Source organism: Roseomonas gilardii subsp. gilardii (genome assembly GCF_023078375.1).
Taxonomy (GTDB): domain Bacteria; phylum Pseudomonadota; class Alphaproteobacteria; order Acetobacterales; family Acetobacteraceae; genus Roseomonas; species Roseomonas gilardii.
On record NZ_CP095555.1, the window covers coordinates 148,193 to 162,461 of the forward strand.

Annotated in this window: 9 protein-coding genes and 1 pseudogene; all 10 read right to left on the minus strand. The window is 67.2% G+C overall.

All coding sequences use genetic code 11. From position 1 onward, the window contains the following. Window positions 1-12 precede the first annotated feature (12 nt). Window positions 13-1,308, minus strand: a complete 1,296-nt coding sequence (locus MVG78_RS20195; RefSeq protein WP_247561010.1) for an ABC transporter substrate-binding protein — start codon at window positions 1,306-1,308, stop codon at window positions 13-15. Window positions 1,309-1,371: 63 nt separating this feature from the next. Next, window positions 1,372-2,460, minus strand: coding sequence for a LacI family DNA-binding transcriptional regulator (locus MVG78_RS20200; RefSeq protein WP_247561011.1), 1,089 nt, complete (start codon window positions 2,458-2,460; stop codon window positions 1,372-1,374). 163 nt (window positions 2,461-2,623) lie between these two features. Further along, window positions 2,624-4,087 carry a GntP family permease gene (locus tag MVG78_RS20205; protein ID WP_247561012.1) on the minus strand — a complete coding sequence of 488 codons (1,464 nt, stop codon included), beginning with the start codon at window positions 4,085-4,087 and terminating at the stop codon, window positions 2,624-2,626. A 4-nt stretch (window positions 4,088-4,091) separates the two neighbouring features. Next, window positions 4,092-5,213: a patatin-like phospholipase family protein gene (locus tag MVG78_RS20210; protein WP_247561013.1), complete on the minus strand. Its 1,122-nt coding sequence runs from the start codon at window positions 5,211-5,213 to the stop codon at window positions 4,092-4,094. Window positions 5,214-5,264: 51 nt separating this feature from the next. After that, window positions 5,265-8,312, minus strand: coding sequence for an efflux RND transporter permease subunit (locus MVG78_RS20215; protein WP_282615083.1), 3,048 nt, complete (start codon window positions 8,310-8,312; stop codon window positions 5,265-5,267). Further along, a complete protein-coding gene (locus MVG78_RS20220; protein ID WP_247561014.1) occupies window positions 8,309-9,451 on the minus strand; it encodes an efflux RND transporter periplasmic adaptor subunit in 1,143 nt (380 codons plus the stop codon). Before MVG78_RS20220 ends, MVG78_RS20215 begins: the two co-directional genes overlap by 4 nt. A 416-nt stretch (window positions 9,452-9,867) precedes the next feature. Then, window positions 9,868-10,847 (minus strand): annotated as a pseudogene (locus MVG78_RS20225) (asparaginase). Continuing rightward, window positions 10,844-12,529: an MFS transporter gene (locus MVG78_RS20230; protein ID WP_247561015.1), complete on the minus strand. Its 1,686-nt coding sequence runs from the start codon at window positions 12,527-12,529 to the stop codon at window positions 10,844-10,846. Before MVG78_RS20230 ends, MVG78_RS20225 begins: the two are co-directional and overlap by 4 nt. A 27-nt stretch (window positions 12,530-12,556) precedes the next feature. Then, the gene (gene glsA, locus MVG78_RS20235) at window positions 12,557-13,573 is read right to left on the minus strand and encodes a glutaminase A (RefSeq protein WP_247561016.1); all 1,017 of its coding nucleotides are present in this window, start codon (window positions 13,571-13,573) and stop codon (window positions 12,557-12,559) included. A gap of 341 nt (window positions 13,574-13,914) precedes the next feature. Continuing rightward, window positions 13,915-14,250: a hypothetical protein gene (locus tag MVG78_RS20240; RefSeq protein WP_247561018.1), complete on the minus strand. Its 336-nt coding sequence runs from the start codon at window positions 14,248-14,250 to the stop codon at window positions 13,915-13,917. Window positions 14,251-14,269 lie beyond the last annotated feature (19 nt).

The following is a 14,269-nucleotide window of genomic DNA, read 5'->3' on the forward strand; positions in this document are numbered from 1 at the left end:
TGATCGCGGGCGTCAGCCCTTGAGAACGCTGCTGATGGTGCTGTCCACGTTCTCGGCGGTCTCCTTCGGCGTCTGGCCGGAGGTGAAGGCGAGATCCAGCTGCTCGGCGAGCTTCGCGTTGATACGGCTGAAATCCGGCAATGTCACCGTGGCTGCCAGATGGTCCGGGATGGTGCGCGACTGCTCCACGAAGACCTTCATCGCATCGGGCCGCAGCGGATAGTCCAGCGTGCCTTCCATCAGGCTCTTCCGCACCGGCAGGAAGCCGCCGGCCAGGCAGAAGTCGCGCATATTGGCCTCGTTGGTGGCGAAGCGGAGGAAGTCGATGGCCACATCGCGGTTCTTGCTGTCGCGCGTAACGGCCAGGCAGTTCCCGCCGAGGTCGGATGCCATGCCCTGGTCGCGCGGCATGTAGGTGACCTGCCATTCCGCCCGCTTCATCGCGTCCTGGAGGAAGGGGATCTGCCAATCGCCATGCACCATCATGCCGATCGTGCCATTGGCGAAGAGGTTCTGCGTCTGCTCGTTGCTCTTGATCGAGGTGGTGGGCGGCACGAGCTTCTCGGTGAACCAGGACTGGGTCCAGGCCAGGGTCTCGATGCCCTCACGGGAGGAAAGCTGCGGCTGGCTCAGCCCCGCATCCAGTAGCTGGCCGCCACGCTGGTAGAGGAAGGGAAGGAAGCGATAGGCGGCGGTGTTCTGCCAGGCGCAAGCGAAGCCGAAGGGCGCGTCGGCCTTCTCCTTCAGCAGCCGCGCGATGCGGATGAACTCCTCCCAGCGCCAGCTCTCGTCGAGTTTGGAAGGAAGCCCGACGCCGATGCGCCGGAACATCTCCATGTTGCAGTACACGGCCAGCGTGTCCGTGTGGTGCGGTATGGCGAAGGGCTTGCCCCGATAGGCCACGGCCTTCCACAGGGCGGGCGTGAACTGGTCGCCCATGCCGGCCTCCAACTGTCCGCCCAGGTCCAGGATGGCCCCGGCCTTCGCGTAGCGGCCCACCTGCTGGTACTGGATGCGGATGAGGTCCGGGGCCTGCCGGCCGGCGAGGCGCGTATCCACCTGCTGATAGAGCTGCGCTGAGGAGCCGTTCAGCTCCAGGCGGATGGAGACATTCGGGTGCTGTGCCGTATAGCCCGCGATCAGGCGCCGGAAGGCTTCCTCTTCCGCCCGGTTGCCCCAGACGGCGAAGTTGAGGCTGACCGCACCCTGGGCGCGTACCGTCCGCGCAGCTGCGCCGGCCAGTGCGATGCCGGCGCCCAGCAAACCCCGGCGTCCCGGCCGCCACCCCGTCGCATCTGTCTGCTTCATGGTCCGTTCCTCTCTTTCCGGCCGCTTTCCGCGGCTCGTCGCTCGCTGCCCCGCAAATGGCCGCTAGGCGGCCGCGCCCTCCAGGAGCCCGGCCCGCTTCAGGCCACCGCAGGATTCGCGTATCAGAAGCCGCCCCGGCAGAAGGCTGTGCGGCTCCGGCCGCTCGACCCCTTCCAGGCGTTCGATGAGGCTGATGGCGGCCTGACGGCCGAGTTCCTGCCGCGGGTGTTCCACCGTGGTCAGCGTCGGGCTGCTGAAAGCCGTCAGCGCGATGCCATCGAAGCCAACCACGGCCATGTCCTCCGGCACCCGGAGCCCATGCCGGCGCAGCGCGTGCAGCACGCCAATCGCCATCTGGTCATTGAAGACGAAAAGCGCCTCCGGCCTCGGCGGGGCCAACGCCAGCAGGCGCTCCACGGCCTCGACCCCGCCTTCGGGGCTGTTCGGGACCTCGATCTCCCAGCCGGGACGATGCTCCAGCCCGGCTTCAAGCAGGGCGCGCCGATACCCGTGCACGCGTTCCCGGCTCCGCAGGGGGTGGCTCTGATGGGCGGAGACATGGCCGATCCGCCGATAGCCGCAGTCCAGGAGGTGCCGGGTCGCCATGTGTCCGCCGGCCTCGAGATCCACCCCGACGCAGGGAATGGCGGCGTCCTGGCCCTGGTCCTGCAAGGTCACGCAGGCAATCCCCTGTCGCGACAGGGATTTCAGTTCGTCCCAGATCGCCTGCGTGGGCGCCGATGTGATGACGCCGTCCGAGACGCCGCCACGCATGCGCAGGACGGCCCGCAGCTTGGCAGCCTCGTCCTGCGCGGCCAGGATGTCCAGGAGATAGCCCTTTTCCTGCGCGGCCTGCTGCGCCGCACCGATCACCTCGGCGAAGTAGGGGTTGCTGAGGTCGGGGCAGATGAAGGTCAGGGTGTTGGTGCGCCGCCGCCGCAAATTCCGGGCGACGGAGTTCGGCGTATAGCCGAGTTGCAGCGCCGCTTCCCGCACGCGCTGCTGCGTCGCCTCGGACAGGCCAACCTTCCGGCTGGCATCGTTGAGCACCAGGGAAACGGTCGTCTGCGACACGCCGGCGAGACGCGCCACATCCAGGCTGGTCGCGGCGCCGGCGCGCCGAGGCTGTTCCTGCACCCTCCTCCGGGCCACGGTTTCCATCCCTAATACGTATTAGCTAAAAGCCTATGTCTTACATAAGATCAATGTCAACAGGCTTTTCGAGTTCTCCGCCCACCCGGCGCGATGGGACAGGATGCAAGGTGCCGGCGCCGGGGATGCCTCCCCGGCGCCGCACCGGTCGTCCCGGGAGGGATCAGAAGGAGCCGATCAGGCTCCCCAGCAGGATCACGACCACCAGCGCCACCAGGGCGCTGACAACGCTGGACATGAAGATATCCAGATAGCTGCTCCGGTGACTGGTGCCGCAAACCGCGAGGAGCGTCACCACCGCCCCGTTATGGGGCAAGGCATCCAGTGTGCCGGCACCGATCACCGCGACGCGATGCAGCAGGCCGGGATCGATCCCCTGCTCCGCCGCGATGCGGAGATAGGTCGGGCCCAGCGTGTCGAGAGCGATGGTCAATCCGCCCGAGGCCGATCCGGTCAGTGCCGCCAGAACGTTCGTCGCCACGGCCAGGGAAACCAGTGGCCCGCCACCGATGCCGAGAACCTGATCGCGCACCATCTCGAAGGCCGGCATGGAGGCCACCACGGCACCGAAGCCGACCAGGCTGCCGACGCCGAGAACCGGCAAGACGGCGGAGTTGGCACCCGCATCCAGCGTCGCGCGCAAGGAAGGCAGGTTGGCCCGGTTCAGCAGCACCACCGCCACGCAGGCCGCGAACAGTGCCACGACCACCGACCAGACGCCCGCGACCGCCTCGATCGCGGTGCCGCCCCAGCGCGGGTCCGACAGGAAGTCCGTATCCATGCGGGGCAGGACGATCGCCGTCATCAGCAGGTTGACCACCAGCACCACACCGATCGGTGCCAGAGCGGTCCAGAAGCCAGGCTCGCTCCGGCCGTGCTCGCCATGGCGCATTTCGGCCGGATCGAACTCTCCGGAGATCGCGCCATGCTCGCGGAGCACGGAATCGTCGAGGACGCGCTCCGTGGCCTCCGGACCGCCCGGGCCGGACAGGCTGTAGCCTTCCCCGGCCTTGCGCGCCTGCTTCTCGCGATAATCCAGCCACCAGAGGCCAAGGGCCGCCATGACGAGCGCGGCGATGACGCCGAGCCCGGGCGCCGCCCAGGGCGAGGTGCCGAAGAAGGGCATCGGAATGGCGTTCTGGATGGCGGGCGTGCCCGGAAGCGCCGACATGGTGAAGGTCGAGGCGCCGAGCATGATCGTCCCGGGCATGAGACGGTGCGGGATATCCGCGGCCCGGAACATCGCATGCGCCATCGGGGCGAGCACGAAGAAGGCCACGAAGAGGCTGACGCCGCCATAGGTGACGAGGGCGCCTGCCAGCATCACGGACAGGATGGCCCGCTTCTTGCCGAGACGGGCCGTCATACCATGGGCGATAGCGGTGACCGATCCGCTGTCGTCCATCAGCTTGCCGAAGACGCCACCCAGCAGGAAGAGCGGGAAGAACTGAGCGATGAAGCCAGCCGCGCCGCCCATGAAGGTCTGGGTCCAGTTGGCGAGCAGCGGTTCGCCCGCGAAGCCCGCCGCCACGAGCGCCGCGGCGGGCGCGAGGAGCAGCACGCTCCAGCCCCGGAAGGCCAGCCCCATGAGAAGGGCCAGTCCCAGAAGGATTCCGAGCAGACCCATGCGATCAGACGCCTTCCAGCAGCTTGTTCAGGTCGGCGGAGGAGCGGCGGCCGATATTGTCGCCGCTCTCGGCGAGGAAACGGTCCGCCGTCCGCCTTCCTTCGTCGCGCAGGAAGGTGATGAACTCCCACTCCGCGTTCAGCTTGGAGGAATAGCCGAGGTCGATCATCACGGGGCTGGAGAGGAGATGGACGCGCAGGCTGGCCCAGCGAGCCCCTTCCACCTTGCTGCTGTCCAGTTTCTCCGGGCTCTCCGCGACGACCTGCCGCAGCAGGGCGATCATGCGGAGCTCCTTGATGATCGTGGCGTTGAAGGAGATCTCGTTCAGCCGGTTCTGGATGTCGATCGCGGAGCGGGGCACGCCGGGCCGTTCCACCGGGTTGATGGCCACGAGCAGGAGATCGTCGGCCGAACCACCATCGCGCACGAGTGGCGTGATGGTCGGATTGCCGGCATAGCCGCCATCCCAATAGGCTTCGCCGTCGATCTCCACGGCCCGGAAGAGCGTGGGCAGGCAGGCCGAGGCCATCAGGGCCTCCGGCGTGACCTCGGCATTGCGGAAGACGCGGCCCCGGCCCGTGCGCACATTGGTCGCGGTGACGTAGAGACGCTGCTTCGCATGGGCCAGGCGGTCGAAGTCGATGGTATCGGCCAGGACCGCGCTCAGAGGATTGCTGCCGGTCAGGTGGATGTCATAGGGCGAGACCAGGCGGGCCATCATGTCCATCGCCAGGAAGGCCGGCGAGCTGTCCAGCGTCCAGCGGCCCAGCAGGATGTCGAGCGGGCCGCGCTTGAGGGGGCTCAGCAGGGCCGCGCGTGCCACGGCGCCCCAGAAACGCTCCAGCGCGGCCTTCGCGCCGTCGCGCCCGCCCTGATGATAGCCCGCCACCAGGGCGGTGGCGTTCATGGCCCCGGCGGAGGTGCCACTGATCGCGTCGATCTCCAGCCAGGATTCCTCCAGCAGCCGGTCCAGCACGCCCCAGGTGAAGGCCCCGTGCGACCCGCCGCCCTGCAGGCCGAGATCGATGGCGACAGGATCGCGCGGGCCGGCCTTCGGGGCGGTATTCCTGGGCTGCGAGGCCGGCTCTTCCTTCGAAGGGTCCGGCTTGTTGGATGTCTCGCTCATGCTGGTCTCCGTGCTTTCCGGTTTGGAGGGAGGCAGGACGGCGGGGCCGGATCAGCCCGCCCGCGCGGTGGGCCGTCTTTCGAGGCAGGTCACGTAAAGCACCGGCAGGAAGATCAGTGTGAGGATCGTGGCACCGAGGAGGCCGCCCATGATGGCGAAGGCCATCGGCCCCCAGAAGACCGTGGGCGTGATCGGGATCATGCCGAGCACCGTCGAGATGGCGGTCAGCATGATCGGCCGGAAGCGTGAGGTGCTGGCCTCCAGCGCCGCCTCGGTGACGCTGCGTCCCGCGGTGCGCTCGGCCTCGATCTGCGTGACCAGGATCACCGCGTTCTTGGCGATCATGCCCATCAGCGACAGCACGCCCAGGATGGCCACGAAGCCGAGCGGGCTGTTGGACAGCAGCAGGGCCGCGACCACACCGATCAGGCCCAGGGGGACCACGCTCAGGACGATGAAGAGCCGCGAGAAACTCCTCAGATGGAAGATCAGCACGGTGAGCATGATGAACAGCATCATGGGCACGACCGCCTTCACCGATGCCAGGGAGTCGGCACTCTCCTCGACGATGCCGCCTGTCTCGATCCGGTAGCCGGCGGGCAGCTTCGCCGCCACCGCGGCGATGCCCGGCGCCAGGTCGTCCACCACGTCGTTGGGCAGCACGCCGCGCGGCAGATAGGCCTGGACCGTCAGCGTCGGGATGCGGTTCCGGCGCGTGATGATCGGATATTCCTGATCGTAGTCGAAAGTGGCGAACTGGCTCAGCGAAACAGTCCGGCCGCCGGGGATCGGGATCTGCAACGTCCGCAGGGCCTCGACCGACATGCGCTCGGCCTCCACCGCCCGCACCACCACGTTGATCAGGTAGATGTCGTCACGCATCTGCGTCACGGTGGTGCCGGAGATCGCCGCGTTCAGGGCGCTGGCCACCGCCGCCGAACTCAGCCCTAGGCGCCGGGCCTCGTCCTGGTCCACCCGGATACGGAGCTGCCGGGCGGGCTCCATCCAGTCGAAGCTGGTGCCGCGCGTGGAGGGATGCGCGGCCACCACCTTGGCCAGGTCCATCGCCAGATCGCGCACCTTGTCCAGGTCGGGGCCGGAGATGCGGTACTGGATGGGCCAGCCGACCGGAGGGCCCAGTTCCAGCGGATAGACACGGCCGACCACGTCGGGGAACTGCTCCGCCAGCACCTTCTCCAGCCGGCTCTCCAGCCGGTCGCGGGATTGCAGCCCCTTGGTGATCACCACGAGCTGGGCGAAGAAGCTGTTGGGCGGCTGCACATCCAGGGGCAGGTAGAAGCGGATGGCGCCCCGGCCCACATTGGTGCTCCAGCGCTCGACGTCCGGGTCCTGGGCCAGGATCGCCTCCAGGCGCGCCGCCGTCGCATCGGTCGCATGGATCGAGGCGTTCTGCGGCAGGGTCAGGTCCACCATCAGCTCGTAGCGGTCCGAGGACGGGAAGAACTGCTGGCTGACGAGCCGCATGCCGAGGACAGACAGGGCGAAGAGCCCCACCGTCGCGGCGATGGTCACCCATCGCCAGCGGATCGCCGTGCCGAGGAAGGAGCGGTAGATCCGCACCAGACGCCCTGGTTCGTTGGACGTGCCGGGCTTGGGCGGCCGCAGGATCAGCACGCCGAGCAGGGGCGCGAAGATCACCGCCACCAGCCAGGACACCAGCAGGGCGATGGTCACGACCGCGAAGATGGAGAAGGTGTATTCGCCCGCCGAGCTGCGGGCGAAGCCGACCGGCACGAAGCCTGCAATGGTCACCAGCGTGCCCGTCAGCATCGAGAATGCCAGGGCGCGGAAGGCATAGGTGCCGGCGGCCTCCTTGCTGTCGCCGGCCGCCAGCCGGTTCATCATGGCGTCCACGGTGGTCATGGCGTCGTCCACCATGAGCGCGAGGGCGATGATCAGCGCACCCAGCGAGATGCGCTGCAGGTCGATGCCGACGACCTGCATGATGGGAAAGACGATGGCCAGTGTCAGAGGGATGGCCAGGGCGACGATGGCACCGGGCCGCACCCCGAGGCTGACGAAGCTCGCCACCAGGATGATGGCGATCGCCTGCCAGAGGGAGCCCATGAAATCGGCGATGGCCAGTTCGACCGTGCGCGGCTGCTCGGCCACCGAATGGACCTCGATCCCCACCGGCATGTCCGCCATGACACGGCGGACCGCCGCATCGATGTTATGTCCGAGCCGCAGCACATCGCCGCCGTCGCGCATGGAGATGCCAAGGCCGATCGCCTTCTGCCCGTTCACGCGGAACATCGGCTGGGGCGGGTCGGCATAGCCGCGATAGACGTCCGCGACATCGCTCAGGCGCAGGATCCGGTTGCCCAGGGCGAAGTTCATCGCCCGGATGTCGTCCTCGGATTCGAAGGAGCCGGAGACGCGCAGAAGCAGCCGCTCCTGCCCGCCCTCGATCGTGCCGGCCGGCGAGATCAGGTTCTGGGCCTGCAACGCGGCGATCAGCGCGTTCCGGTCGATGCCCAGCCCCGCCAACTTCTCCATCGAGAATTCGATGAAGACCCGCTCATCCTGCGCACCGATGAGGTCGATCTTGGAGACATCGGGGACTTTCAGCAGTTCCGAGCGCATGTGTTCCACCCGGTCGCGCAGTTCGCGATGGGTGAAGCCGTCCGCCGTGAAGCCATAGACGATCCCGAAGGTATCGCCGAAATCGTCGTTGAAGAACGGGCCCTGGGTACCAGGCGGCAGGGTGTGGCGGATATCCCCGATATTCTTGCGGACCTGATACCATGTGTCCGCGACCTTGGCGTCCGGCGTGCTTCCCAACAGGTCCACATAGATCAGGCTCTGGCCGGGCTGGGTGAAGCTGCGCAACCGGTTCAGGTTGGGCGTCTCCTGCAGCTGGCGCTCCAGCCGCTCGGTGACCTGATTCAGCGTGTCTTCCATGGAGGCACCGGGCCAGTTGGCCTGCACGATCATGGTGCGGATCGTGAAGACGGGGTCTTCGGCCCGGCCCAGGCGCAGGAAGGACAGGGTGCCGGCCAGCACCGCCACGATCATCAGGTAGACGACGATGGAGCGGTTGTTCAGCGCCCATTCGGAGAGGTTGAACGGCTTCACCGCGCGCTGTCCCCGCCCGTGCCCTGGGAGGCGGGTTGCCCGGCATCGAGGACCCGGACCTTCTGGCCCGGCCGGAGGGTCTGCACCCCCGCCGTCACCACCATGTCGCCCTCCTGCAAGCCGCTGGAAATGATGACGCGCGCGGCGTCGTAGCGCGCCACCTCGACCGGCCGCAACGACACGGTGGAATCCGCCTTGTTCACCACCCAGACCGCCGGCCCCTGATCGGCGCGGGCCAGGGCGGAGGCCGGAACCTCGATGCCGCTCACGCCGCCGATCTGTATGCTGCCGTTGACGGTCGAGCCCAGCCGCATGGCCTCCGGCGGGTCGATCAGCCCGACCCGCACCCGGAAGGTCCGCGTGACCGGATCGGCCTGCGGCGAGATCTCCCGCACCCTTCCACTCGCCCTGACCGACGGGTTGCTGCTCAGCGACACCGTGACCAGGGGGTCGGGTTCCGCCTGTTCCATCAGCCTGGCAGGCACGTCGAACACCGCGTCGCGCCCGCCGTCACGGGCCAGGGTCACGATGCGCTGCCCCGCCGCCACCACCTCGCCCGGCTCGGCTCCCCGGGCCGTGACGACGCCGTTGGAGTCCGCCACCAGATCGGTATAGGCGAGTGTCGTCTCGGCAATATTCTCCTGCGCCAGGCTGGCATCCAGATGGGACTGAGCGGCCTGCAAACGCCGGACCGCATCGTCGTAATTCGCGCGGGTGGTGAAGCCGCTGCGCAAGAGCTGGTTCTGCCGGTCGTAGTGGTTGCGTGCCTGAACCAGTTGCGCCCGTGCCGCCGCGGTGGCCGCCCGGGCCGCCCGCAGATTGTCCCGCGGCGTGCTGTCCTCCAGCCGTGCGATGACCTGGCCGGCGTGGACCCGATCGCCGATATTCACGTTGCGCTCGATCATCCGTCCGCCGATACGGAAGGCAAGACCGACTTCCTCGGCTGCCTCCACCTGCCCGGTCAGCGTCACGGTCTCGCCACCCGGCTGCAACATCGCGTTGGTGGCGCGGACCGGGCGAGGCGGCTCCGGCGCCGGCGGCTCCGCCGGGCCGCAGGCAAAGAGGGTCAGGAGGCCGGCCAGCGCCATGCCCTGCCGCAGCAGCCTTGCCATGGTGGCGGGTCCGGGTGCTTGCGGCATCCTGGGGCGTCTCCGATACAAATGCCACCGCGGCATGGCAATTCCATTCACCAGCCTTGGCGGGGTCGGCCATTCTACGGCGGATAAGGACCGTCATGCCGGTGCAATCCGAGGACAGACACGACGCGCAGCGAATCCGACGATTACGCAGACTTATCGACGGAACATTGAAACGTAAATATGCTGCGAGTGCGTTCTGCCATTCCCGAATGTGATGTCCCAGTGACGCCACATGGAAGTACTCTTTATGTTCTTTTTGTCTTCCAGCCCTATTTCTTTGGCGGCGGTCTCTTTGACGGTGGATGATGCCCGATCTTCTGCCCCCGGATCGGACCATCACCGGTCATCTCTTTTCCAGGGCATGCCCGCTTGGCCAAGCCGGAGGAAGTGGCGGGAGTTCCCTCCCCCTCCCGGCCTCATTGGTACGGCGAGAACACTGCGTCGGGACGAAGCTTTGCGCTTGGCCGCAAGGCGAGCCCGAGCAGCAGCCGCGCCTTCAGCCCGGTCAGGAACCCCGCGGGCATGAGCCCTTTTCCGATCAGGTCTATCTCAGCCCCGGCGTAGCCATAGGTGTTGGTGAAGACGGGCCCCGAGGCGACGCGCGTTGCCAGCACCACGGGCATTTCCCGCGCGATCTGCTCCAGCAAGGGTGCCATGCCGGCCGGTACATGACCTGCCCCCATCCCTTCCAGTACGAGGCCGGCATAGCCGAGGCCGGGCAGCGCCCGCAGGAGCCTGCCATCGTCACCCATCGCGACGCGGAGCAGCGCCACCGGCAGGGGCGCCCCAGCCGCCGTGGCCAGGCAGGGGAGGCGTGGCGGACGCGCATAGAAGCGCGGCTTTGCTTCCGCCACCAGCCCCAGCGGCCCTCCGGACAGGGACGAGAAGGCCGAGGTCAGGGCGGTGTGCGTTTTCTGCACGAAGCGCGCCGCGTGGATCTCATCGTTCAGCACGACCAGGGTGCCCAGGCCGCGCGCCTGCGGCGAAGCGGCCACCTGGACAGCCGCCAGCAGATCGCCGGGCCATCGGCACCAGGCGCGCCGGCGCCACGCATGGCGCCGGTGACCACCACCGGCCGGTCGCCCGTCAGCAGCAGGTCGAGGAGGAAAGCCGACTCCTCGATCGTATCCGTGCCCTGGATGACAACGGCACCGTCGAAGCCCTCCCGGAAGCCGGCTTCGATATCCCGCGCCACCGCCAGCAGGTCCGCCGGCGCCAGCGACGGGCTGGGCAGGCGGAGAGGCGAGCGGGCCTCGATCTGCGCGATCTCCGCAAGGGCCGGGACGGCGGCCACGAGATCGGCCGCCCCCAGTTTTGGTGCTATGCCCCTGCCCTCTCCCGGCACCATGGTGATGGTGCCGCCCAGGGACAGGATCAGCAGCCGGGGCTGGCTCATAGGTTGGCGTCCTCATCCTCCCGGATCGCCGCCGCAGCGGCACCGGGGGCGGGAACAGGAGGATGCGCCGGGATCTCACCGGGGCGATAGGCCGGGAGCCGGCCTGCCGGGAAGATGGCGAGAAGCGAGACGCAGGCCATCACCAGCAGGCCGATCTTCAGGGCCCTGAGGCGTGATTCCGCGTTGATCTGCACGGCCTCCTGCACGACCTCGGGGGCCGCGCCGGTGCGCTGCATGATCTCCAGCAGGCGGTCGTTGCTGACGAAGTTGATGCTATCGAGGTCGATCTGTGACAGCACGACCGGCGGCAGGCGCGGGTTCTCCGATACGCGATAGAGGATGGCGCTGCTCAGCAACCCGACCAACAGGGCACCCGCCAGCGCGGTGCCGACGCCGGCGGCCAGGTTCTGCGTCGTGCCACGCAGGGAGCCGACATCGCCCGCCAGTTCCTTGGGGGCCGCGGTGACCAGCACGTTGAAGACCAGCGTCACCAGGGCGCCCTGGCCGATGCCGAAGGCAATCAACCCGAACATGACCGCCACGGCCGACCAGTCGTTGCGAACCACCCAGGCGAGCCAGAGAAGCGCCAGGGTGCAGAGCGCGAAGCCCAGGCGGCCGATCTGGCGCGGCGCCAGGATGGGATACAGGCGGACCACCAGCATGGCGGTGAAGAAGACGGTCAGGTTGAAAGGCAGCATCGCGATCGCCGTCTCGATCGGCGTGCGGCCCTGGATGATCTGGATGTAGAGCGGCACGGCGAAGTTCAGCATCGCCTCCAGCGCCACCACGGCGAACATGGCATAGACCGCCGCCCGTTCCTGCCCCGAGGTGATCACGCGCAGATCCAGCAGGGGCGTCAGCCCGGCCGCCTGACGGCGCCGCGTCCAGACGATGAACCCCTGCAGAAGCACGATGCCGACGACGATCATCACCGGCGCGGGAGAAAGGCCCAGGAGGTCGAAGGGCGCGCCGGGCCGGGCTATGCCGAGGCCCCATCGGTTGAGGTTGTTGAAGCCGAAGACGATCATGACGATCGAGGCCGCGGCCAGGAGCACACCGACCAGATCGATCTTCACATCGCGCCGCGGCTCTTCCGGTTTCAGGCGGAAGCTGAGGAAGAGCACCAGCGCCGAGACCACGACCAGGATGCCGAAGACGGGGCGCCAGCCGATGAAGGTTCCGAGCAGCCCCCCGATCAGGAAGGCCGCGACCCCGGCCCCGGCCCGTGCCGACCCCAGCGCACCGACAGCCGTCGCCTGCTGTTGCCCGTGATAGTGGTTGGCGATGAGCGCCACGAGGGCTGGCACGATCACCGCCGCCGATAGACCGGCGAGCAGCTGGGCCAGCAGCATCACCGTCGCCACCGGGCTCACCACCATCAGCACCTGCGACACGCCGAACAGGGCGACGACGATGCGGAAGACCTGGGTGGAACCGAAGCGCTGCACGAGCTTCGCGCCCAGCATCACGAAGCCCGCCACCGCCAGGGAATACATCACGATCCCGGTGGCGACCGTGGTCGGTGGCACGCCGAAGCTGTTGACCATGCCCGCCAGGGAAACGGGCAGCGAAGCCACGTTGAAGGACATGATGGCCTGGCCGAGGGCGATGGCGATCATCGGCACCCAGGACTCCCGGGCCTCGGGAAGCGTGTCGCTCAACTGTGTCGACGGGTTATTCATGGACATATCTTTCTTGCACCCCCCAGGTCACTGACGGCGAGCCACGCTCGGCCGCGAGGCGAAGAGATTGAGGCCGAGGCGTTCCGACAGGAACTTGGTGGCGAGCTGCCCACGGACACTGTTGCCCGCACCGTCGAGTGGCGGAGAGAATGTGCCGAGCCCTCCCTTGCCGGGTGCGATGGTGACGATGCCACCGCTGACCCCGCTCTTGCCCGGCAGCCCGACCTCGTAGAGCCAGTCGCCGGATTCCTCGTAGAGCCCGGCGGTCGCCAGCACGGCCAGGATACGCTTGCAGTGCTCCTCGTCGAGCACCCGTTCGCCCGTCAGCGGGTTCACCCCGCCATCGGCCAGGGTCGCGCCCATCACAGCCAGATCGCGCGCCGTGACCAGCAGCGAGCACTGCCGTGTGTAGATGTCCGTCGCCTCCAGCGCATCAAAATACATGCGCCCATAGCCTTCCAGCAGCTTGGCGATTCCGCGGTTGCGAAGGTTGGTCGCGGCTTCGGACTCGTAGATCTCTGCATCCATCTTCAGCTCATGCCCGGCAAAGCGGGAGAGACCTTCCTGGATGAAGCGCCACTTCGCCTCGGCCGTATCGCCGGGGGCGAGGCTCGTGGTCGCGATGGCGCCGGCATTGACCATCGGATTCATGGTGCGGTCGGCATTCAGCTCCACCGCCATCACCGAGTTGAAAGGCAGCCCGGTCGCGTTCACGCCCACCCGCTCCCGCGCCGGCTCGGCACCGATGGCCTGGCAGATCAGGGCAAAGACGAAGGGTTTGGAAACGCTCTGGATCGAGAAAGCGTGATCCACGTCGCCGACAGCATGGACCGTTCCGTCCGCTTCGACCACGCATAAACCGAAAAGATCCCTCGGGACCTTGGCAAGCGCAGGAATGTAGTCCGCGACCACGCCATCGTCATTGCTCCGAAAGCGATGATGCGCCTCCTCCAGGAGCTCATCGACCCGCTCGGTCGGTGGCAGGTGTCCGGTAGAAACCGGACTCTGGTCCCTGGACTCCTCCCCGAACATGTCCTTGTACATTCCCGTCACCTCCCAAGCGATACCGCGATGCCGAAGCTCCTGTATGACGGTGGTGGATCCGGCTGCTTCGCGAGATCAAGCCAAGACTTCCTGTAACGCTCTCTGCGGCTCTCCTCGAAGGAAGATCGATGGATCCCGTCACCGACTCCATGACGCCTGAGCATAGCCTTCTTCGTAGCCGTTTTGCAGATAAGCCGGAGAAGCGTGGCCTACCCTGAACCCAGTGTTGCGGCTCGTTCCTTCGGCAATCCTTGGCGTGGAAGCAGGAAATGACAGATGCGCACCTCGCAGAAGCGCGCATCCGTCACATCGGGCAGGCAAGCCAGCAAACACCCGTGCAGCTAATTCTGAATGGCGAGGGTCGTCTTGTTGAAATGCACGAGCCTCATGCCGCCATTGTTCGGCAGTTCCACCACGGCGACTCCGCGCCCGAAATCGAGCGCAACGATCCTGTTGGCCGGATAGCGGGCCTTGATGTTGTTCAGAAGGTCCACTTCCAGAACCTCCTGCACCGAATTACCCTGCGTCGCGCGGGCCTGTACATCGGCCCGCTTCTCCGGGCTCAGCTCGGCCAGGAGGGCCTGGTTATAAGCGGGCGAGCCTTGGGCTCTTGCATATTGCGGAAGTGCCGAAGCTGCGAGCAGGGAGGCAAGAACCAGTGTATGGCGCAATTTCATGAGCGGGCTTCCTTCGTTC